Source organism: Occultella aeris (genome assembly GCF_902703175.1).
Lineage (GTDB): Bacteria > Actinomycetota > Actinomycetes > Actinomycetales > Beutenbergiaceae > Occultella > Occultella aeris.
Genome location: NZ_CACRYJ010000034.1, coordinates 182,516 through 200,232 on the forward strand (window position 1 = coordinate 182,516; position 17,717 = coordinate 200,232).

19 protein-coding genes are annotated in these 17,717 nt (G+C 71.0%); 13 read left to right on the forward strand and 6 right to left on the reverse strand.

What is annotated here, in order from left to right; all coding sequences use genetic code 11:
* Nucleotides 1-31 precede the first annotated feature (31 nt).
* Nucleotides 32-1,435, reverse strand: coding sequence for a DNA repair protein RadA (radA, locus tag HALOF300_RS12790; protein ID WP_156741316.1), 1,404 nt, complete (start codon nucleotides 1,433-1,435; stop codon nucleotides 32-34).
* Nucleotides 1,436-1,522: 87 nt separating this feature from the next.
* The gene (locus HALOF300_RS12795) at nucleotides 1,523-2,962 is read right to left on the reverse strand and encodes a phospholipase D-like domain-containing protein (protein WP_156741317.1); all 1,440 of its coding nucleotides are present in this window, start codon (nucleotides 2,960-2,962) and stop codon (nucleotides 1,523-1,525) included.
* 343 nt (nucleotides 2,963-3,305) lie between these two features.
* Between HALOF300_RS12795 and HALOF300_RS12800 the strand changes: the two genes are divergently transcribed.
* From HALOF300_RS12800 to proC, 3 genes are read left to right on the forward strand one after another with little or no spacing between them, the layout of a single operon-like run.
* Complete coding sequence (locus tag HALOF300_RS12800; protein ID WP_156741318.1) at nucleotides 3,306-4,298, forward strand: carbon-nitrogen hydrolase family protein; 993 nt, start codon at nucleotides 3,306-3,308, stop codon at nucleotides 4,296-4,298.
* Between the two features lie 48 nt (nucleotides 4,299-4,346).
* The gene (locus HALOF300_RS27345) at nucleotides 4,347-4,937 is read left to right on the forward strand and encodes a hypothetical protein (RefSeq protein ID WP_231955305.1); all 591 of its coding nucleotides are present in this window, start codon (nucleotides 4,347-4,349) and stop codon (nucleotides 4,935-4,937) included.
* On the forward strand, nucleotides 4,934-5,803 hold the full coding sequence (gene proC, locus HALOF300_RS12805; RefSeq protein ID WP_231955306.1) for a pyrroline-5-carboxylate reductase: 870 nt from the start codon (nucleotides 4,934-4,936) through the stop codon (nucleotides 5,801-5,803). Before HALOF300_RS27345 ends, proC begins: the two co-directional genes overlap by 4 nt.
* 144 nt (nucleotides 5,804-5,947) lie before the next feature.
* Here proC and HALOF300_RS12810 read toward each other — a convergent pair whose 3' ends face one another.
* Nucleotides 5,948-6,646, reverse strand: a complete 699-nt coding sequence (locus HALOF300_RS12810; protein ID WP_154792836.1) for a potassium channel family protein — start codon at nucleotides 6,644-6,646, stop codon at nucleotides 5,948-5,950.
* The gene (locus tag HALOF300_RS12815; RefSeq protein ID WP_231955307.1) at nucleotides 6,639-8,015 is read right to left on the reverse strand and encodes a TrkH family potassium uptake protein; all 1,377 of its coding nucleotides are present in this window, start codon (nucleotides 8,013-8,015) and stop codon (nucleotides 6,639-6,641) included. Before HALOF300_RS12815 ends, HALOF300_RS12810 begins: the two co-directional genes overlap by 8 nt.
* A gap of 75 nt (nucleotides 8,016-8,090) precedes the next feature.
* Here HALOF300_RS12815 and HALOF300_RS12820 point away from each other — a divergent pair, with 75 nt between their 5' ends.
* From HALOF300_RS12820 to HALOF300_RS12830, 3 genes are all read left to right on the forward strand, one after another.
* The gene (locus tag HALOF300_RS12820; RefSeq protein ID WP_156741320.1) at nucleotides 8,091-9,278 is read left to right on the forward strand and encodes an acetoin utilization protein AcuC; all 1,188 of its coding nucleotides are present in this window, start codon (nucleotides 8,091-8,093) and stop codon (nucleotides 9,276-9,278) included.
* Between the two features lie 146 nt (nucleotides 9,279-9,424).
* Entirely contained in the window at nucleotides 9,425-9,634 is a 210-nt protein-coding gene (locus HALOF300_RS12825; RefSeq protein WP_154792838.1) for a helix-turn-helix domain-containing protein, read from the forward strand.
* 193 nt (nucleotides 9,635-9,827) lie between these two features.
* Nucleotides 9,828-9,926, forward strand: a complete 99-nt coding sequence (locus HALOF300_RS12830) for a 30S ribosomal protein bS22 (RefSeq protein ID WP_003792170.1) — start codon at nucleotides 9,828-9,830, stop codon at nucleotides 9,924-9,926.
* A 197-nt stretch (nucleotides 9,927-10,123) separates the two neighbouring features.
* Here the strand turns inward: HALOF300_RS12830 and HALOF300_RS12835 are convergent, their stop codons facing one another.
* Entirely contained in the window at nucleotides 10,124-10,924 is an 801-nt protein-coding gene (locus HALOF300_RS12835; RefSeq protein WP_231955309.1) for an HAD family hydrolase, read from the reverse strand.
* A gap of 124 nt (nucleotides 10,925-11,048) precedes the next feature.
* On the opposite strand from HALOF300_RS12835, the gene HALOF300_RS12840 reads away from it, so the two are divergent.
* Entirely contained in the window at nucleotides 11,049-11,312 is a 264-nt protein-coding gene (locus HALOF300_RS12840; RefSeq protein ID WP_223408471.1) for a glutaredoxin family protein, read from the forward strand.
* 109 nt (nucleotides 11,313-11,421) lie between these two features.
* Here HALOF300_RS12840 and HALOF300_RS12845 read toward each other — a convergent pair whose 3' ends face one another.
* Complete coding sequence (locus HALOF300_RS12845) at nucleotides 11,422-11,976, reverse strand: YceI family protein (protein WP_156741323.1); 555 nt, start codon at nucleotides 11,974-11,976, stop codon at nucleotides 11,422-11,424.
* A gap of 144 nt (nucleotides 11,977-12,120) precedes the next feature.
* Between HALOF300_RS12845 and HALOF300_RS12850 the strand changes: the two genes are divergently transcribed.
* Genes HALOF300_RS12850 through ccsB form a run of 6 tightly spaced genes read left to right on the forward strand, consistent with a single transcriptional unit; the run spans nucleotide 12,121 to nucleotide 17,478 of the window.
* Nucleotides 12,121-12,627: a MarR family winged helix-turn-helix transcriptional regulator gene (locus tag HALOF300_RS12850; protein ID WP_156741324.1), complete on the forward strand. Its 507-nt coding sequence runs from the start codon at nucleotides 12,121-12,123 to the stop codon at nucleotides 12,625-12,627.
* A gap of 43 nt (nucleotides 12,628-12,670) precedes the next feature.
* Nucleotides 12,671-13,315 (forward strand): histidine phosphatase family protein, encoded by a 645-nt coding sequence (locus HALOF300_RS12855; protein WP_156741325.1) that lies wholly within the window; start codon nucleotides 12,671-12,673, stop codon nucleotides 13,313-13,315.
* A complete protein-coding gene (locus HALOF300_RS12860; protein ID WP_231955313.1) occupies nucleotides 13,312-13,926 on the forward strand; it encodes a TlpA family protein disulfide reductase in 615 nt (204 codons plus the stop codon). The genes HALOF300_RS12855 and HALOF300_RS12860 overlap by 4 nt, the downstream gene beginning before the upstream one ends.
* A 28-nt stretch (nucleotides 13,927-13,954) precedes the next feature.
* Nucleotides 13,955-14,749, forward strand: coding sequence for a cytochrome c biogenesis CcdA family protein (locus HALOF300_RS12865; protein ID WP_156741326.1), 795 nt, complete (start codon nucleotides 13,955-13,957; stop codon nucleotides 14,747-14,749).
* Nucleotides 14,750-16,489, forward strand: a complete 1,740-nt coding sequence (gene resB / locus HALOF300_RS12870; RefSeq protein WP_231955315.1) for a cytochrome c biogenesis protein ResB — start codon at nucleotides 14,750-14,752, stop codon at nucleotides 16,487-16,489. It abuts the gene before it with no gap.
* Complete coding sequence (gene ccsB, locus HALOF300_RS12875; protein ID WP_231955317.1) at nucleotides 16,486-17,478, forward strand: c-type cytochrome biogenesis protein CcsB; 993 nt, start codon at nucleotides 16,486-16,488, stop codon at nucleotides 17,476-17,478. Before resB ends, ccsB begins: the two co-directional genes overlap by 4 nt.
* The last annotated feature ends 239 nt before the right edge of the window (nucleotides 17,479-17,717 follow it).

The window sequence follows — 17,717 nt, forward strand, 5'->3', positions numbered from 1 at the left end:
AATTTCGCTGCCGACGCAGCTCGGCCCAACTCTACGCGAGTCGGATCGGGCGCCGCCGGACGCCGAACTGGGCCGCCGTGATCGCCTGGTGCAGGTCCTCGGCCCGGACCACGTCGATGCCGTCCGGCATGGCGCCCTCGAGGTCCGTCGCAGCGGGGATGATGGCCCGCGAGAACCCCAGCCGGGCCACCTCGGACAGGCGCCGCCGGGTGCCGACGGCGGGGCGCAGGTCCCCGGCGAGGCCCACCTCCCCGATCGCCACCAGGCCGTCAACGAGTTCGAAGTCCTGCCGGGCGCTGACCACCGCGAGTGCGATGGCCAGGTCCGTGGCGGGTTCGAGCGCCCGCGCACCACCGACCGTGGACACGTAGATGTCCATGCCAGCGGTGTCGATGCCCGCCCGGGAGCCGAGCACGGCCAGCGTCATCAGCACCCGCGAGGAGTCCACACCGGCCGTCGTGCGGCGGGCGTTCGGCATCACGGTGCGGTTCGTCAGGGCCTGGATCTCCGTCGGCATCGGGCGGCGCCCGTCCAGCGTGACCGTGACGCAGGTGCCCGGCACCGGGTCCCGCTTGCCGGACAGGAACAGGCCGCTCGGATCCGCCAGCGAATGGATGCCCGTCTCGGTCAGGCTGAAACAGCCGACCTCGTCGGTGGTCCCGTACCGGTTCTTCACCGCGCGGACCATGCGCAGTTCGGAGTGCTTGTCACCCTCGAACTGGCAGACCACGTCCACCAGGTGCTCAAGGACCCGCGGCCCGGCGATCGAGCCGTCCTTGGTCACATGGCCCACCAGCACCACCGGCGTTGCGGTGCGTTTGGCCACGGCGATCAACGCCGCGGCCACCTCCCGAACCTGGGAGACGCCGCCGGCGGAGCCGTCCACCTGCGCGGACGCGATCGTCTGGACGGAGTCGATGACGAGCAGGTCCGGGTCGTTCGCCTCGATGTGCCCGAGCACGGTGCCGAGGTCGGTCTCGGCGGCCAGCAGCAGACCGGGCCGGATCGCGCCGATGCGCTCCGCGCGCAGGCGGACCTGGCTCGCCGACTCCTCGCCGGTGACGTAGAGGACCTTCGAGCCGCCTTCCGCCGCACGGGCCGCCACGTCCAGCAGCAGGGTCGACTTGCCCACGCCGGGCTCGCCCGCGAGCAGCACCACGGCCCCGGGCACGATCCCACCGCCGAGCACGCGGTCGAACTCCCCGACGCCGGTCGGCCGGAACCGGGCCTCCTCGGCGTCGACCTCCGCGATCGGCTGCGCCGGGCTCCGCAGCGGCGCGGAGACGGCCGTGCGCGGACCGGCCGGGGCGGCGCCGGCCTCGACGACTGTGCCCCACGCCTGGCACTCGCCGCACCGGCCCACCCACTTCGCCGTGCTCCAGCCACACTCGGTGCAGCGGTGGACGGGGCGCTGGGCGCGGGCGGTCGAGCTCATGTCCACGACGGTACCGCCGACCTGCGACACCACGCCGAGGCGCGCAGCGGGGTGTGGACGGGCGGGCCGCGGGCGCCCATCCCAAGGTCACTGGACGGCGGACGTCAATCGCATGACGTTGTCGAGCCACCGTTGCGTCAGCGGGCGCTTCTTCCACTCCGCGAGGGTCAGCTCGCGGCAGACCGAGCGGTAGGAGTCCTCGACCTCGCGCATCTTCGCCACGAAGGAAGCACCGGTGCACATCATAGATACCTCGAAGTCGAGGTTGAACGATCTGATGTCCATGTTGCTGGAGCCGATGACGGCCGTGTGGTCGTCGACGGAGAAGTGCTTCGAGTGCAGGACGAACGGGTACGGATACATGAAGATCCGGACGCCGGCCTCCAGCAGGTACCGGTAGTAGGAGCACTGGGCGTGACTCACCATCAGCTGCTCGCCCTTCTCGCTGACGAACAGCTCGACGGCGACGCCACGCTGGGCCGCGGTCGTGATGGCGTACAGGAGTGACTCGTCGGGTACGAAGTAGGGGCTGGCGATGGACAGCCGCTCCTGCGCCCCGTAGATCAGCGCATTGAACAGGCGAAGATTGTTCTCGTCCGGGAAGCCCGGCCCGCTCGGCACGATCTGGCAGGTGAGATCACCCTGATCCGCGGGGAACTCCTCGGTCTGGACGTAGTCGCGCAACCGTTCGTGGGTCTCGATGTACCAGTCGGAGGCGAACACGAGGCTGAGGGACTGGACGACGGGGCCCTCGACCCTGGCCGTCAGCTCGCGCCACTTCCGGCCGTTCGCCTCGTGCTTCTTCTTGTGGTAGCTCGCGTCGATGATGTTCTGCGATCCCACGAACCCGGTCCGGCCGTCCACGACCACGATCTTGCGGTGGTTTCGCAGGTCCGGCCGACGCCACTGGCGCTTCAGCGGCTGGATGGGCAGCATCGGGTGCCATTCGATGCCCGCCCGATCGAACGTGGCCAACAACTCCTTGTGGCCGGGCAGGCCGATGGTGGAGAGGTGGTCGAAGAGCACGCGCACCTTCACACCGCGCGCGGCGACCTCCAGCAGGGCCGCGATGAAGGGCTCGCTGGTGGTGTCCCGGCAGATCATGAAGTACTCGACGTGGACGTAGCGCTCGGCGGTGCGGATCAGGTCCGCCTTCGCCTGGATCGATTCCTCGTAGCCGGCGAACAACTCGGCCGAGTTGTTCTGCACTGCCGGCATCCACGCCAGATGCCGGTTCAGCACCATCACCGGGTCGAGCCAGTCCGGTCGGTCCGGCGAGGCGGGCAGCACGGGGACCCCCGCCAGGCCGGCGCGGATCACCTCCCCTGCCACACGCTGCTCCTCGCGGCGCTTGCTTGGCACGTACGGGCTGCCGATCAGCAGGAACAGCAGCAGGCCGACGCCCGGCAGGAAGAAGATCAACAGCAGCCATGCCATCGCAGAGGACGGGCGCCGCCGCTCCGGGACCAGCCCGAGGGCCACGAGGTTGATCAGGAAGAGCAGCAGGCCGATCAGGAGCGTCGTCATCGGAACACCCCGGGCCGAGCGTCGTCACCAGCCATGAGTTCGTCTCCTCAGTCTTGGCTGATCCTGGCACAACCGCGACCGAAGTTGGCAGATCCCGCGACGAAGTGATCCGGATCGCCCCGCGTGTCGAAGGGCACGCGCCCACCACCGCACCGGGTAACGTCGTTCCTGTTCTTCCGGCGTGGCCTACGCCGAACCTCCTCGGACCGACCCCAGCTCGGTCCACTGCACCGTTGCGCAACCGGAGGCAAAGGGACTCGGTCTCAGGTCGCCGTCGTCAGTCACTCGGACGCCGTGCACCGGGGACCGCTGGGGGGAGCCGGGGCGTGGCATCGGAGTTCACATGACGATCGATCGAGCACTCAAGAGCAAGATCCGGGACCGGGCTGCGCGCACCGGCGAGTCGTACACAGCGGCCCGCCGGCACCTGGTCCGTACCGACGCGGGGCCGGGTACGAGCCGCGCGGAGCAGGAGTCGGACGGACCATCCGTGCGGGTGGCCGTCGCGCAGACGAGGCCACGCGAGGATCCCGGCGACGTCGCCGGCTTCGTTGCAGCCGGCGACGAGGTGGTGTCGCTGATCGATGAGGCCGCGGGGTTGGGTGCGAGCCTCCTGCACCTGCCCGAGGCGGCTCTGTGCTTCCCGTCGAAGCACCTGCTCTCGTCCGTGCCGGGTGAGGTGGCCGAGGCGGACTGGGCGCGGTTCGCCTGGGATGCCCAGGCTGCGGCCCTGTCCCGGATCCGGGCCAGGGCCGCGGAGCGGACCATCTGGGTGGTGGTCGGCGCGGTCACCCGCTCGGCCGCGGATGCCGGGCGTCCGCACCTGAGCCTGCTGGTCATCGACTCGGCCGGCCGGCTCCACGCGAAATATGACGAACGACTGCTGTCCCGGACCAAGGCGGCCTTCCTCTACGCGGCGGGCACCGAACCCATCCTGTTCGAGGTGGACGGCGTCCGGTTCGGGTGCACCTCTGGGCTGGAGATCCTGTTCCCGGAGATCTACGGCGACTATCAGGCCATCGGTGCGGATTGCGTGCTGTACTCCACCGCGGGGCCCGGTGATCCCGGGGCGGACGACACTCTCACCGCCTCGGCGCTCGTCGCGGCCCGCCACGACGGGATGTGGATCAGCTACGCCGTGCACAGTGACAAGGCGCCACACGAGCCGTCGGGTCTCATCGATCCGAACGGGACTTGGCGGGCGCGGTGCGAGGCCGTCGACGCCCCGGCGCTGACGGTCGCCACCGTGACCGCGCGGCCCGAGGACCCGGCGCGGCAGTGGCACCGCTGGACATCGCACGCGTACCGCACCGGCAGGTCCGACGCGCAGGGCTGAGCTCGGGTGGCCCATTAGGCTGTCCCGGACTCACGCGAAGGGACGTCCATGGCCGCGATCGGCAAACTCGCACTGAACCGGCGCACCGTCGGCATCGGCGTGCTCGTGATCGCCGTGGTCGCGGTGATCACGGTGTTCGTGGCGATGCTGCTGTCCGACCGGGCTGACGCCGGTGACCCGTCGGTGACGATCACCACCACGGGGCCGGTGCCCACCCCGGAGGCGGAGCCGATCGCGCGGGACACGGGTACCGCGCTGCTCGCGGCGCTCCCGGACACGGTGCTCGGCTACGCCGTCAGCGCGCAGGTCGCCGACGAGGCGATGGTGACGGCCGGCGCCGTCGAGGGTTGGCAGCTCACCTACACCGGTGCCGACGGTGACGTGACCGTCCGGGTCGGCCAGTGGGGCAGCGCCGAGGAGGCCGCCGCAGCGCTGCCGGACGTGGCCGTCCTCGACGGCGCAGACGTCGTCGAGGACGGTCAGGTCGACGTCGCGGGCGCCGCTGCCGGCACCTTCCAGATCCTTCAGACGCCCGACGGCGCGGGCCGGGCCGTGTGGACGAACGGCACCGTCGGCTTCGTCGTCGATGGTCCGGACGCCGACTCCGTCCGCGCCGTGTACCTGGCGTATCCGCTGTGAGTGCCGCACAACTGCCGAGGAAGGACATCGACGTGCCGATCGAGAACGTGTCAGGGACCGGGGCGGACGTCGCCCTGATCGGCGCCGGCGTGATGGGGGAGGCCGTCCTGGTCTCCCTGATCGATGCCGTCGGGGCCGAGAGGATCCGGATCAGCGACGGTCGGGCCGAGCACGGCGCCGCCGTGGCGCAGCGCCACGGCGTGCGCTGGTGCGCCACGAACACCGAGGCCGTCGACGGCGTCGGTGCCGTGGTCATCGCCGTCAAACCGAAGGACGTGGGCGCCCTCGCGACCGAGATCGACGGGGTGCTGGATGCCGCCGCGCTGGTGGTCTCGATCGCCGCCGGGATCCCGACGGCGTACCTGGAGTCCCGGCTCGGCGGCACCAACCCCGTGGTGCGGGTGATGCCGAACACGCCCGCCACGATCGGGCACGGCGTGAGCGTGCTCAGCGCCGGGACGAGTGCCACCGCGGACCACCTGGACCGCACCGAGCAGCTGCTCGCCGGGACCGGCACGGTGCTGCGGGTGGACGAGGCCTACCAGGACGTGGTCACCGGGATCTCCGGCTCGGGTCCGGCGTACGTCTTCTACCTGATCGACGCCCTCGCCGAGGCAGGGGTCCTGGGCGGGCTCAGCCGGGACGTGGCACTCGACCTGGCCCGGGCGACGGTCGCCGGGTCCGGTGCGATGGCGCTGGCCTCCGGCGAGCACCCGGCGATCCTGCGGGAGCGGGTCTCCTCGCCGGCCGGCACCACGGTCGCGGGCGTGCGCGAACTCGACGAGCGGGGCGTGCGGGCCGCGGTCATCGCGGCCGTGGACGCGGCCCGGGCCCGGTCCGTGGAACTCGGCCGCGACCTGCCCTGACCGGTCCGCAGCACGACCGGACCACCGGCGTCGTCCAGCGGTCGAGCCCGGCGGCACCACCGCCGTCGGCAGTCATGCGCGGTGTGAGTGCTGAAGTGGCAGCAACTACAGCTCTCGAGCGGAACTGGACGGCAGCGGGGGTGCTCAGGGCCGGCGCGCGAACTTCTCCAACAGCACCGTGTCGCCGGACAGGATCAGGGTGTCCTCCGCGTCGATGCGCGTGCTCTCGGTCGCGTACTCGAACGGCTGCCCAGGCGGCTTCACGCCGATCACGGTGACCCCGTACTTCTTTCGGATGTGCGACTCGCCGACCGTGAACCCGTGCGTCTCCTGCGGCGGGCGCATCTTGACGATGGTGAACCCGTCCTCGAGCTCGATGAAGTCCAGCATCCGTCCGGAGACCAGGTGCGCCACCCGGGCGCCGGCGTCGTGCTCGGGGTAGACCACGTGATGCGCGCCGATGCGCTGCAGGATCCGGCCGTGCTCGGCGGAGATCGCCTTCGCCCAGATCAGCGGCGTGCCCAGGTCCACCAGGTTCGCGGTGATCAGCACGCTCGCCTCCAGCGAGGTGCCGACGCCGACCACCGCGATCGGGAAGTCCTTCGCGCCGAGCTGGACCAGGGCGTCGGCGTTCGTGGCGTCGGCCTCCACGAGGGGCAGCCGCCCGCTCCAGGTCTGGATCAGGTCCGGGTCGCGCTCCACGGCCAGTACGTCGCGACCCAGCTCGTCGAGGGTGGCGGCGAGCGAGGCGCCGAAGCGGCCGAGCCCGACCACCAGCACCCCCGCGTCGCTGCCCGGTCGCGCGGCGTTGGCCGTGTTCCCTCGTGCTCTGTTCTCAACCAATGATCGGCCTCTCCTCGGGCATCCGGATGACCCGGCGTCGTTGACGCAGGGCGAGCGCGGCTGCAAGTGTCATTGTCCCGGTCCGGCCCGCGAACATGAGCGCGACCAGCACGTAGTGCGAGGACGTCGGCAGGTCGGCCGTGATCCCGGTACTCAGACCGCACGTCGCGAACGCCGAGATCACCTCGAACAGGATCACGTCCAGGTGCAGGTCCGTCTGGACCAGCAGGGCCAGGGTGGCCAAGCCCACGAACGTGGCGCCGATGAAGGAGACCGCGATCGCCAACCGGACGGTGGTCAGCTCGATCCGGCGCCCGAATGCCTCGATGTCCCGGTCGCCGCGGGCCTCGGCAACGATGGCCAGCAGCATCACCGCGAACGTGGTCACCTTGATCCCGCCGCCGGTCGAGGCGCTGCCCCCGCCGACGAACATCAGCGCGTCCTGCATGAACCAGGTCGCTTCGCGCATCTCGCCGATGTCGACCGTGGAGAACCCGGACGAGCGGGGCGTGATGCCGGCCAGCAGCGACCCGAGGATCCGATCGCCCACCGGGAGGCTGCCGAACGTGGCCGGGTTGGTCCACTCGAAGGCACCGATGAGGACCGCGCCGAGCCCGAACAGCGAGGCGCTGGTGATCAGCGTGAGCTTCGCGTGCAGGGTCCACCGGCGTGGCTGGCGCAGGTGCGTCGCCACGGACAGGATCGCCGGGAAGCCGAGCGAGCCGATGAACGTGCCGACGATGATCGGCAGGCACATCCACCAGTCCCCGACGAAGTCGTACAGGCCGCCGGGGATGATCCCGATCCCGGCGTTGTTGAAGATCGAGACGGCCAGGAACCACCCGTTCCAGGCCGCCGAGCCCAGGCTCTCGCCCAACGCCAGGAACCGGGGGATGAGCGCCAGCGCGAGCACGGCGGTGATGCTCAGCGAGGCGATGATGACCGCCCGGATGAGCGTGCCGACCTCCCCGAGCCGGGTGGTCTTCGTCTCCTGCGCGGCGAGCAGGCGCTGGGTCAGCCCGATCCGGCGGGAGACGGCGAGCCCGAGGATCGAGGCGAGGGTCATCACGCCGAGGCCGCCGACCATGATCGCGAACATGATCACCGCGTGTCCGAAGGAGGACCAGTAGCTGGCCACGTCCACGATCGTCAGGCCGGTGACGCACACGGCCGACGTGGCCATGAACAGGGCATCCATGAACGGTGCCGACTCGCCGCTGGTGGTCGCGATCGGCAGCGACAGCAGCGCAGTGACGACCGCGATCACCCCGAGGAAGACCATCAGGGTCAGGCGCGCGGGCGAGTGCCGGGCGATGGCGTCGACGGCGTCGCGTCCGGCGCGCAGGAACGACGGGATCTCTCGCGCCACCCGCTCTCCTCACCCCTGTCCCGACGATGCGGAGCCTACTGTGCCACCAAAGCGCTGGTGGCGTTACGGTGAACCATGCCCATGCCGCCCGCGTCCGTCGCGCTCGCCTGGAGCTCCGAGCTGCTCGGATACGACTTCGGCGTCGGGCACCCGATGGCGCCCGCCCGGTTGCGCCTCACGATGGACCTGATCCGCGCGCTCGGCCTCCTGGACACGCCGGGGCTGCGCATGGTCGAGACCACCGAGGCCAGCGACGAGCTGCTCGCGACCGTGCACGACCGGGACTTCATCGCCGCGGTGCGCGCAGGTGGCGACGGCTTCCGCGACCCGGTCCGCGGCCTCGGCACCACCGACAACCCGGTGTTCCCGAGGGTGCACGAGGCATCCGCGCGGATCGTCGGCGCCACCGTGGCCGGCGCCGAGGAGGTCTGGTCGGGCCGGTCCCGGCATGCGGTCAGCCTCGCCGGCGGCATGCATCACGCGATGGCGGCCGCGGCGTCCGGGTTCTGCATCTACAACGACGTCGCGGCGGCGATCCAGTGGCTGCTGGAGCACGGCTGCGACCGGGTCCTGTACGTCGACGTCGACGCCCACCACGGCGACGGCGTGGAGCGGGCCTTCTGGGACGACCCACGGGTGGTCACCGTCTCGGTGCACCAGAGCGGGGAGTCGCTGTTCCCCGGGACCGGCTTCGCCCAGGACGTCGGTGGGCCGAACGCCCGCGGCTGCGCGGTGAACGTGCCACTGCCCGCGCACACCTCGGACATCCCCTGGCTGCGCGCCATCGAGGCGGTGGTGGCGCCGCTCGCCGAGGAGTTCGCCCCACAGGTCATCGTCAGCCAGCACGGCTGCGACACCCACCGTCGGGACCCGCTGACCACCATGGACATCTCGATGGACGGGCTGCGCGCGGCGGCGGTGCTCATCGCAGAACTGGCCGAGCGTCATGCCGGGGGCCGCTGGCTCGCGACCGGCGGCGGCGGCTACGACATCCTCTCCACGGTGCCACGGGCCTGGGCCCACCTCGTCGCGGTGAGCGCCGGCGTGGACCTGCCGGGATCGACACCCGTGCCGGCGTCCTGGCGCGAGGAGGTCGCCGCGCTCGGTGACCTGGACGCGCCGCAGACGATGGGCGACGGCGTGGATGTGACGTTCCGGACCTGGGTGGATGGGTTCGACCCGGACGATCCGGTCGACCGGGCAATCATGACGACGCGTCGCAGCGTGTTCCCGTGGCACGGGCTCGACCCGCTCACGGCATGAATTCGGTCATTGGATTCCCGAACGGGTCCCTGACCCTCTAGGATTCACTCCTGTGTCGGTGCGCGGGCCTTTCGACGTGTTCACCGGCACGCATGAGCGTGGCTGTGTCCGCCGACGGGCACCGGAACCGGGGAGAGGTGAGGCACATGGCTGAGGCCGAGGCGCCGCGCTTCCTCACCGTGGCCGAGGTCGCCGAGTTGGCCCGGGTCTCCCGGATGACCGTGTACCGGATGGTGCACGCGGGCGAACTCCCCGCGATCCGGGTCGGCAAGTCCTATCGTGTGCCCCAGGCGGCCGTGCAGGAGATGCTCTCCGACGGTCTCGGCTCCTGGGAGGGGACCGGAACCGGGCGCTGACCGGGTCCGGGTAAGATACCGGGAAGATGTAGTACTGGTCTGTTTCAGTGCGTGCGCCCCGACCGGGTCGGCGTCGGCTAGCACCCCGTCGTAAGTTCTCTGTTCATCGGTGAGTCTCCGTCGAGATTCGGCCGGAGCCGCACGGCTTCCGTCCGGCTCGCGACGGGCCTCATCCCAGCCGTAGTGAGGTCCCATGGGTTCTGTCATCAAGAAGCGTCGCAAGCGGATGGCGAAGAAGAAGCACCGCAAACTGCTTCGCAAGACGCGTCACCAGCGTCGCAACAAGAAGTAGCCTTCGCGGGCGTTCCGCCCGCCGGCGCTGGGTGCTCTCATGCGCCCGGCCCTTGCCGAGACCGGACCCTTCGACCGGAACCGGACCCGCCGTGGTCCTGTTCCGGGCCGGGCGTCCGGTTTCGTGCGTTCCGGGGGCGGGCCTCGCGCGGGTGCGCTGCCGACTGCTCGTCGGCGAAACTGCCCGACGGCGGACGTTCAGCCGCGCAGGCGCCGCACCACGGCGCGGGCCGCCACCGCGGTCACCCACACCGCACCGGCCCACGAGGCGGTCCGGACCCCGCGACGCACGTCCCGCCGTCGACGGCGGAAGTCCCGGACCTGCCAGCCGCGCTCGGCGGCGTACCGCCGCAGTCGCGCGTCGGGATTGATCGCGAACGGGTGCCCGACGAGGCCCAGCAGGGGCGCGTCGTTCACCGAGTCGCCGTAGGCCGACGACCGGGCCAGGTCCAGCCCCTGGTCCGCGGCGATCCCGCGCGCGCCGTCGGCCTTGCGCTCGCCGTGCATCATGTGCCCGACCAGCCGGCCGGTGTAGAAGCCGTCGCGCGATTCCGCGACCGTGGCGAGCGCCCCGGTCGCGCCCAGCCGGCGGGCGACCAGGTCGCCGAGCTCGCGTGGCCCGGCGGTGATGATCCACACCTGGTCACCGGCCCGCAGGTGCGCCTCGATGAGTTCCCGGGTGCCGGGGAAGACCCGGTCCGCGAGCACCTCGTCGTAGACCTCGTCGGCGATGGCCGCGACCTCGGCGACCGAGTGCCCCTGGATCAGGCCGAGGGCGCGCCCCCGCAGTTCGTCGATGGCGCTGAGGCGTTCCCCGAAGGTCAGGTAGTAGACCGAGTGGAGCCCGAAGTAGACGATGTCCCGGCGACGGAAGAAGCCCCGCTGGTACAGCCGACGGGCCAGGTGGTACGCGGACGCGCCCCGGATGATCGTGTTGTCGACGTCGAAGAACGCGGCGGCCCGGATGGGCTCGCTATCCGGCGACTGGTCGGCTGACACCACTTCACTGTAGTCACCGATGCCCGCAACCGGCCGCGGCCGGCCGGCACCGTCGAGTGCGTCGGGCGCGCCTTCCGCGTGCCGGTCGGCGCCCGTGGGCCGGGTGGTCGATACGATGTCCCGCATGGCCGAGACGGGCACGACCGACGGCGCTACGCCGCGGGTCACGTTGTTCAGCAGGCGTGAATGTCACCTCTGTGAGACCGCCCGGCGCGCGGTGCGCGCGGTCTGTGAGCCCGACGGCGTCGCGTGGGCCGAGGTGGACATCGACGCCGACCCCGGGTTGCAGGAGCGCTACGGCGAGCTGGTTCCCGTGGTCACGGTCGATGGCGTGCAGGTCGGGTACTGGCGCATCGACCCGGAGCGGATCCGCAAGGCGCTGCACTGACTCATTGCGGCGATTCCTGGCACGAACGACGACGGAGCGCAGCCCGATCGGGCTGCGCTCCGTCGTCAGTGTTCGACAACTCGGGGACGGTGCCCCGGCGTGCGGGTGATCAGGCGTCGACCGACGCGAGCTCCTTGACGGCCTCGACCTCGATCGAGAGCTTGACCTTGTCGCCGACCAGCAGTCCGCCACCCTCGAGGGCGACGTTCCAGGTCAGGCCGAACTCCTTGCGGGAGATCTCGGTGCTGGCGGAGAAGCCCACCTTGTCGGCGCCGCTGGCGTCGGCAAGCGCGCCGTTGAACTCGACATCGAGGGTGACCGGCTTGGTCACGCCGTTCACGGTGAGGTCGCCGATCAGGGCGAACTCCTCGCCGGAGCCCTCGACGGAGGTGGACACGAAGGTCCACTCGGGCTTGGTCGCCGCGTCCCAGAAGTCGGCGCTGGTCAGGTGACCGTCGCGGCCCTCGTTGCCGGTGTGCACGGAGCCGGCGGCGATGGTCACGGTCGCGGCGGAGTCCGCGAAGTTCTCGGCCACGGTGAAAGAGCCGGAGAACTCGGTGAAGCGGCCCTTGACCTTGGCGATGCCGGAGTGGCGGACCTGGAAACCGACCTCGCTGTGGCTGGCGTCGATGACGTAGGTGCCGGCGGGGATGACGTTGCTCATACTGGGTGCTCCTCGGGGTGGGGTCGAATTGGTTGAACGAGTAGTTGAACGTTGTAGTAATGAGAATGCCGGACACCTAGGCTGATGTCAAGGGGTGATTCCGCGCAGCAGCCTCGGCAGCGAACAGGAGCAGGAGCAGGTCCCATGACACAGACGCCCATCGACTTATCGAGCGAGGCGCCGCCAGGCGCCCCGGTGCCCTGGCTCGACGCCGAACAGCAGGTCGCCTGGCGCGCGCTGCTGACCGGCACGTCAGTCCTCTTCGACGCGCTCGGCCGTGATCTCGAACACGGTGCCGGCCTGAGCCTGAACGAGTACGAGGTGCTGGTGCGGCTCTCCGAGGCGCCCGGCCGCGTCTTGCGGATGTCGGTCCTCGCGGAGGAACTCGTGCACTCGCGCTCGCGGCTGACCCACACGGTCAGCCGGATGGAGCGCGCCGGCCTGGTGTCCCGCTGCAGCAGTGCCCAGGACGGACGTGGCGTGGACTGCATGCTCACCGACGCGGGCATGGCTCAGCTGGAGGCCGCGGCACCGGTGCACGTGGCCTCGGTCCGACGACGGCTGGTGGACGTCCTCAGCAGGGACCAGCTCCTGGCCCTCGGTGCGGCGTTCAGCCAGATCGACGAGGGGGTCCGGTCCCACGCGGGCTGAGGCCTGTGCATGGCATCGGCGAAAACTTTGCGAGACTGGGACCATGTCGCGTACCACCGTCCACCTGCTGCGTCATGGTGAGGTCCACAACCCCGATCGCGTCCTGTACGGGCGCATCCCGGGCTACGGGCTCTCCGAGCGCGGTCACCGGATGGCCGAGCGGATCGCGGACACCTTCACCGCGCGCGGTGCGGACCTGGTGCACCTGGTCGCCTCGCCGCTGCAGCGGGCCCAGGAGACCGCCGCCCCGCTGGCGGCCGCGTTCGACCTGCCGGTGCGCACGGACGAGCGGGTGATCGAGGCCGAGAACTTCTTCGAGGGTTCGACCGTCGGCAAGAACCCGGCGGAACTGCTGAACCCCGCGCACTGGGCCAAGCTCGTCAACCCGATGCGGCCGTCCTGGGGCGAGCCCTACGCCGAGCAGGCCGCGCGGATGTACGCGGCGATCCGGGACGCCCGCGCCGCGGCCGACGGTCACGAAGCCGTGATCGTGTCCCATCAGCTGCCGATCTGGGTGGCCCGCAGCACGATCCTCGGCCGGTCCATGCTGCACGACCCGCGCCGCCGCCGCCTGACCCTGGCGTCGCTGACCACGCTGACGTTCGAGCGCGGCACGCTGCTCGCGGTCGACTACACCGAGCCGTGCGCGGACCTGTTGCCCGATGCGACGACGGCGGTGCTTCCGTGACGCGGGTCCGTCCGGCTGGTCGTGCCGTGGGCAGGGCGCGGCTCACCGCGCTGGGTCTGCTTGCCGGGGCCCTGGTGCTCGCCGGCTGCGCGAGCGACCCGACACCGTCGACCGCCGACGACGCGAACCAGGGCTACGTCTCCGGCGACGGCTCGGTACAGTCCTGGGCCCAGTCAGATCGCGGCGACGTCGTCGAGCTGGCAGGACGGTCCTACGCCGAGGAGCCGATCGATATCGCGGACTGGCGCGGCGACGTCGTCGTCGTGAACTTCTGGTACGCCGCCTGCCCGCCGTGCCGTGCCGAGGCACCGGACCTCGCCGCGATCGCGACCGACTACTCCGGTCAGGGCGTGCACCTGCTCGGCGTGAACCACACCGACGACGCCGGCACCGCGCAGTCCTTCGAGCGCCGGTTCGAGCTGCCGTACCCGAGCCTGGACGACGACGACGCGGCGGGCGTCGCCGCGATGCAGGGCGTGGTCCCGCTGACCGCGATGCCGAGCACCGTGGTCCTCGACGCAGAGGGCCGGGTGGCCGCCCGGATCATCGGGATCGCCGACCCGACGATCCTGCGCGGGCTCATCGACGACGAACTCGCCGCCGGCGCATGATCGGCGTGCGCCCGCGGGTCGAGCTGCCATGACCTGGCTCGAGCAGCTCAGCCGGACGTTCGCCGAGACCGTGTTCTCCGGGTCGATGGTGGCGGCGGTCCCCATCGCCCTGCTGGCCGGGTTCGTCTCGTTCGCGTCCCCGTGCGTGCTGCCGCTGGTGCCCGGCTATCTCGGATTCGTGGGCGGCATGGTCGGTGCGGATGCGGGCGGAACCGGGCGCGGCGGCTCGAGTGCCTCGAACGGATCGAGGGCCCGGCTGGTGCTGGGCATCCTCGGGTTCGTCGCCGGCTTCACCCTGGTGTTCGCGGTGATGACCCTGGCGCTGACCTCGGTGGGCATGTACCTGTTCCGGTGGCAGGACGTGATCACCCGGGTGCTCGGTGTGCTGGTGCTGCTGATGGGTCTGGCGTTCCTCGGGGCGGTCCCGTTCCTGCAGCGCGAGCGCCGGTTCCACATGAGCCCGAAGGCCGGGGTGTGGGGCGCGCCCCTGCTCGGCATCGTGTTCGGCCTCGGCTGGGCGCCGTGCATCGGCCCCACCCTCGCCGCCGTGCAGGCGCTCGCGATCGACGGCGGCGACCTGGGCCGGGCGATGACGCTCGTGATCGCCTACTGTCTCGGTCTCGGCCTGCCGTTCGTGCTCGTCGCCCTCGGGCTGAAGTCCTCGGACCGCATGATGAACTTCCTGCGGCGGCACCGGCTCCTGATCATGCGCCTGGGTGGTGGCCTCCTGGTGCTGCTCGGCCTGGCCCTGGTCACCGGCATCTGGTCCGCCCTCGCGAACTGGCTGCAGGGCTTCATCGACGGATTCGTGACGGTGATCTGAGTGGCGACGAGGTACGAACCGGAAGGGCTGGCGACGACCGACGACGCCGCCGACGGGATCGAACCCGCCCCGAAGCGGGCCGGCGGCGGCGGCGCGGGCTCCTCGGGGCCGCGGTCACCCTCGGGCGGCCGGGGGAGCGGTGCGCCCCGCGGCGACGCCGGGCTCGGCGTGCGGGGGTGGTTGCGGTGGACGTGGCGGCAGCTGACCAGCATGCGCGTGGCCCTGCTGCTGTTGTTGCTGCTCGCGGTCGTGGCTCTGCCGGGTGCGTTCTTCCCGCAGCGCACCTCCGACCCGAACGCGGTGCAGCAGTACTTCCTGGACCACCCGGACACGGCGGACCTGCTGGACTCGCTGCACCTGTTCGACGTGTACGCCTCGCCGTGGTTCTCCGCCGTCTACCTGCTGCTGTTCGTCTCCCTGATCGGCTGCATCCTGCCGCGCACCTGGGTGCACCTGAAGAACCTGCGCGCCGAGCCCTCCCGGGTGCCGAGCCGGTTCACCCGGTTCGACGTGCGCGGCCAGGCGCGGGCCGTCGGCACGCCGGAGCAGGTCCGGAGGAGCCTCGACGCTGCCCTCGGGCGCCGGTACCGACGCCGGCTCGCGAGCGAGCGGGGCCGGACCGCCGACGGCGAGGCCAGGACGGCACTGACCATCTCCGCGGAGCGCGGCTTCGGCCGTGAGACCGGCAACCTGGTCTTCCACCTGGCCCTGGTCGGCCTGCTCGTGGTGACGGCGTGGGGCCAGCTGGTGCACTACCGCGGCCAGGTCGTCGTGGTGCAGGGGGACACGTTCGTGAACTCCCCGCTCGACTTCGACTCCTTCGACACCGGCAGCTGGTACGGCGCCGACGCCCAGGAGCCGTTCCGGGTCCGCCTGGACTCGTTCGAGTCCGAGTTCACGGTCGACTCCCAGGCTCGGGACTTCGTGGCCGGGGTGACCCTCACCGAGACCGACGGCGCCACCCGCACCGCGGATGTCCGGGTCAACCACCCGCTGGAGACCAACGACACCCGCATCTACCTCACCGGGAACGGCTTCGCACCACGGTTCACGGTGACCGACGGCAGCGGCGAGGTGGCGTTCTCCGGCGCCGTCCCGTTCCTGCCCACCGCGGACCCGAACTACACCTCCAACGGGGTGGTGATGGTGCCGGACGCGAACGGCGGTGAACGCCAGCTCGGCTTCAACGGGGTCCTGCTGCCCACAGCCACCGCGGACGAGGAGGGCAACCTGATCGGGTCCGCCTACCCCCAGCCCCTGGACCCGGCCGTGGTGCTCAACGTGTGGGTCGGGGACCTCGGCCTGGACAACGGCGTGCCGCAGAACCTCTACCTGCTGGACACCACGAACATGGAGCAGGTCCTGACCACCGCCGAGGACGGGACCGAGGGTCCGGTCCAGGTGGTGCTGCGGCCCGGGGAGTCCGTGGACCTGCCGGACGGGCTCGGCACCATCACCTTCGAGGATCTGCCCCGCTTCGCCGCGTTCGACGTGCGCTACGACCCGTCGATCGTGTGGATGGGGGTGTTCGCCGGACTTGCGTTCGCCGGACTGGTGGCCTCGCTGTTCCTGCCGCGGCGCCGGATCTGGGTGCGCCTGGTGGCAGGCGCCGACGGGGATACAGTGGTCTCCGCGGCGGCGTTGGCCCGCGGCGACGATCCCGGTCTCCAGCGTGAACTGGACCGGGTCCTGGCGGTCCTGGACTCCGATCAGGCCGCAACGTCGAAGGAGGACCGGTGAACAGCGATCTCGGTGACATCAGCACGCTGCTGATCTATGGGGCGATGGCGTCCTACGTGGTCGCGATGATCGCGTTCGCGGTGGATGTCAGCGCGCTCGGCGTCGGTGCACCCAAGGATCGCAGGCGCCGCGCCGCCGGGATCGGCCTGTCGACGATGTGGCTCGGCGCCGGGCTGCAGTTCGTCGGGATCGTGGTGCGCGGCCTCGCCGCCGGGCGGGTGCCGTGGGCGAACATGTACGAGTTCACCCTGATGTTCACGTTCTTCGTCGTGGCCATCTTCCTCGGCCTGCAGACCCGACGGGACGTGCGCTACCTCGGCGTCGCGGTGTCGATGCTCGCGTTCCTGGCGCTGATGCTCGCGGTCAGCGTCCTCTACGTCGAGGCGGACGGGGTCCAGCCCGCCCTGCGCAGCTACTGGCTGGTGATCCACGTGTCCGTGGCGACGCTCGCCACCGGCCTGTCCGGCCTGGCGGCGATCATCTCGATAGCCCAGCTGATCAAGGCGCGCAGCGAGCGCGCGTCGGCCGGCTCCGCCACCATGGCGGCGTCCGGGTCGACGGCGGAGGTCACCTCGGGCGCTGCCGGTGGCGGCACGTCCTCGACGGCGACCGCGGTCGCCGAGACGGCCACGGAGTCCGGCGCTACGTTCGGCTCCAGGATCGTCGGCTCGCTGCCGGCGTCGGCCAACATGGAGCGCCTCGCCTACCGGCTCAACGCCGTCGGGTTCGTGGCCTGGACGTTCACGCTCGTGGCCGGTGCGATCTGGGCCGAGCACGCCTGGGGGCGCCCGTGGGGCTGGGACCCGAAGGAGACCTGGACGTTCGTGATCTGGGTGATCTACGCGGCGTACCTGCACGCCCGGGTCACGACGGGCTGGGCGGCCGAGAAGTTCGCGTACTTCGCGCTGGTCGGGTTCATGGCGGTGCTCGCGAACTTCTACATCGTCAACATCTTCTTCAGCGGCAAGCACTCCTACGCCGGCGTCTGACCAACCCCGCGACAGCACCTCCCGCTCACCGGGGTCGCCCGTGAGGCAGTACCTCATGCCTGAAGAAGTCGGTCCTGGCGTTCTTCGTCGGGCGGGGCGTTCTGTGTGACAGCGGGGGTGCCACCTCACGCGGGAGGCACCGTGGTCGCTAGGCGCGGTCCTCGGTGTCGCCGGGGTTCGAGCCGGTGCGGGGGTCGTCGGGCTGGCTCGGGTCCTTGGGCTTCTTCCGGGGGTGGGGC

Coding starts and splice junctions, on each gene's coding strand:
- HALOF300_RS12850 (WP_156741324.1), top strand. CDS start 12,121: ATGACACAGACGCCCATCGACTTATCGAGCGAGGCGCCGCCAGGCGCC.
- HALOF300_RS12825 (WP_154792838.1), top strand. CDS start 9,425: ATGGCTGAGGCCGAGGCGCCGCGCTTCCTCACCGTGGCCGAGGTCGCC.
- HALOF300_RS12820 (WP_156741320.1), top strand. CDS start 8,091: ATGCCCATGCCGCCCGCGTCCGTCGCGCTCGCCTGGAGCTCCGAGCTG.
- HALOF300_RS12845 (WP_156741323.1), bottom strand. CDS start 11,976: ATGAGCAACGTCATCCCCGCCGGCACCTACGTCATCGACGCCAGCCAC.
- radA (WP_156741316.1), bottom strand. CDS start 1,435: ATGAGCTCGACCGCCCGCGCCCAGCGCCCCGTCCACCGCTGCACCGAG.
- HALOF300_RS12865 (WP_156741326.1), top strand. CDS start 13,955: ATGACCTGGCTCGAGCAGCTCAGCCGGACGTTCGCCGAGACCGTGTTC.
- HALOF300_RS12855 (WP_156741325.1), top strand. CDS start 12,671: ATGTCGCGTACCACCGTCCACCTGCTGCGTCATGGTGAGGTCCACAAC.
- HALOF300_RS12795 (WP_156741317.1), bottom strand. CDS start 2,962: ATGACGACGCTCCTGATCGGCCTGCTGCTCTTCCTGATCAACCTCGTG.
- HALOF300_RS27345 (WP_231955305.1), top strand. CDS start 4,347: ATGGCCGCGATCGGCAAACTCGCACTGAACCGGCGCACCGTCGGCATC.
- HALOF300_RS12830 (WP_003792170.1), top strand. CDS start 9,828: ATGGGTTCTGTCATCAAGAAGCGTCGCAAGCGGATGGCGAAGAAGAAG.
- HALOF300_RS12840 (WP_223408471.1), top strand. CDS start 11,049: ATGGCCGAGACGGGCACGACCGACGGCGCTACGCCGCGGGTCACGTTG.
- HALOF300_RS12800 (WP_156741318.1), top strand. CDS start 3,306: ATGACGATCGATCGAGCACTCAAGAGCAAGATCCGGGACCGGGCTGCG.